The 2477-nt window shown below is 59.8% G+C and carries 1 protein-coding gene and 1 pseudogene; one reads left to right on the top strand and one right to left on the bottom strand.

Features of this window, described 5'->3' with window-relative positions; genetic code table 11:
- Window positions 1-323, bottom strand: a pseudogene (locus B2W52_RS18545) (MCP four helix bundle domain-containing protein); the annotation flags it as partial.
- Between the two features lie 222 nt (window positions 324-545).
- Here B2W52_RS18545 and B2W52_RS18550 point away from each other — a divergent pair.
- Window positions 546-2477 (top strand): acyl-CoA dehydrogenase (locus B2W52_RS18550; protein WP_286803876.1); only part of this gene is annotated, 1932 nt, incomplete at its 3' end.

Here is a 2477-nt window from a genome sequence, read left to right on the forward strand (position 1 = left end):
TCTTCCCGGAACATCCTATCCATCGGGCCGGCGGAATCCCGATAGAACCCCTTAAGACGCTCAATGTCCGCGAGGTGCCGTTGTAGCTCCCGGTCGTTCTCAACCAGTACTGCATCGCGAATGGCTATTGCCCGGTCATGGACACTGCCCCGAAAGTTAATGGCGTAGCGCTGCTTCACGGCGGCGCCATCACCCACGTCGGTCAGGGTCCTGTCGATAAAACCGACCCGATGATTACCAACCAGACTTATGGCAATCATCAGCGACAGAATCAGACCAAAGCCAAGGGCAAGGCGTTTCGCAACGGTGAGCTGGCTAAACATCATTAGGCTCCGGGTACTTTTTATTGAATGAGGCTATGTGTTCTCCGAAAGTTGCAGTCTGGATCAATCAATGGAGAGAAACTTGCGGGTTTTTGACAATGCTTTTCATTACTGCAATCAATCTTTACATCCCGCCCCCACGCCTCTTGCAACTGGTCAGGCTTTGACCGATGGTAAAGGTCAGTTTCTCGCTGATTGCATTCACGATACGGAGGTCTTCACATGAGTGTTCTACTTCTGCTGATCAGTGCCCTGGTGCTGATCTACCTGGGTATAGGCGGCACCACAGCCGCTGCCGTCATGTCCATTGCGACCGTTGTGGGTCTGTTCCAGGATGAATGGCACCTGATCAGCATTCTTTGTGGCGGTGTACTGCTGGCGCTGGCGTTAATCCTTGTTATTCCCGGCGACTTGCGCCTCGACAAGCTCAGCCGCCCCCTGCTTGGCTGGGTGCGCAGCCGGCTGCCGAAACTCTCGGATACCGAGGCGGAAGCCCTGAAATCCGGCTCGGTGGACTGGGACGGCGAACTTTTCTCCGGCAAGCCCAAATGGAACAAGTTGCTGGACGCCAAGCCGGCGCACCTCACCAGCGAGGAACAGGCCTTCCTGGACGGCCCGGTGGAAAAGCTGTGCGCCATGCTCGACGACTGGAAAATCACCCACGAGCAATACGACCTGCCGGACAAGGTCTGGAAGTTCATCCGTGAGAACGGCTTTTTCGGCCTGGTGATTCCCAAAGAAGACGGCGGCCTGGGGTTCTCCAACACCGCCCACTCGGAAATCGTGATGAAGATTTCCACCCGGAGCGTATCGGCTGCCGTTACCGTGATGGTGCCCAACTCCCTCGGCCCGGGCGAGTTGCTGATGCACTACGGCACCGATGAGCAGAAACAGCATTATCTGCCCAGACTCGCCGGCGGCGACGAGATTCCCTGTTTCGCCCTCACCTCCCCGGTGGCCGGCTCCGACGCCGGCGCCATTCCGGACAAAGGCATCGTCTGCAAGGGCAAATGGAACGGCAAGGAAGTGCTGGGCCTGAAAGTCACCTGGAACAAGCGCTACATCACCCTGGCCCCGGTGGCGACACTGATCGGCCTGGCCATCAAGGTCTATGATCCGGACAAGCTGCTGGGCGATTCCGATGAAATCGGTGTGACCTGTGTACTGGTGCCCAAAGACACGGACGGCGTCAACGCCGGTGCCCGCCACCTGCCCATGAACACCGTATTCATGAATGGTCCCACCTGGGGCAACGACGTGTTCATTCCCATGGAACAGGTCATCGGCGGCCAGGATATGCTCGGCAAGGGCTGGACCATGCTGCTGGAGTGTCTGTCTATCGGCCGCTCCATCTCCCTGCCCGCCCTCGGCACCGGTGCCGGCAAGGTGGCCAGCCTGGCCACCGGCTCCTACGCCTACACCCGGGAACAGTTCGGCCGGACCATCAGCCAGTTTGAAGGCGTGCAGGAAGCCCTGGAGCCCATCGCAGGCTACACCTACATGATGGACGCTGCCCGGCTGCTGACCTCCGGCATGCTGGACCGTGGCGTGCGGCCCTCGGTGCCGTCCGCCGTGCTGAAATACCGCAATACCGACCTGATGCGGGAAGTCATCAACCATGCCATGGACGTGGTGGCAGGCCGCGGTGTCATCACCGGCCCCCGCAACTTCCTGGCCCGGGCCTACCAGGCGGTCCCCATCGGGATCACCGTGGAAGGCGCCAATATCCTTACCCGGAGCCTGATGATCTTCGGCCAGGGTTCCATCCGCTGCCATCCGTTCATTGTTGAGGAAATCGAAGCAGCAGGCATGGAAGACGAGGACAAGGCAGCGAAGAAATTCGACGGTATCTTCTACCGGCATCTGGCCCATACCACCCGCAACGCCCTTCGGGCCCTGCTGCTGGGACTGACCAGGGGATGGGCCGAATCGGTGCCACGGCAAGGCAACATCAAGTCCAGCTACCGACAGCTGGCGCGGTTCTCAGCAGCCTTCGCCCTGATGACTGACGTCACTCTGCTGACCGTTGGTGGAGGCCTCAAGGCCCGGCAACGCCTCTCAGGGCGCATGGCCGACTGCCTGGTGCAACTCTATTACGCCACCGCCGTCATCAAACAATGGCATGAGGAGGGTTACCCGGATGACCAGCGGCCG

This window comes from Marinobacter sp. UBA2498 (assembly GCF_002341575.1).
Classification (GTDB): Bacteria; Pseudomonadota; Gammaproteobacteria; order Pseudomonadales; family Oleiphilaceae; genus Marinobacter; species Marinobacter manganoxydans.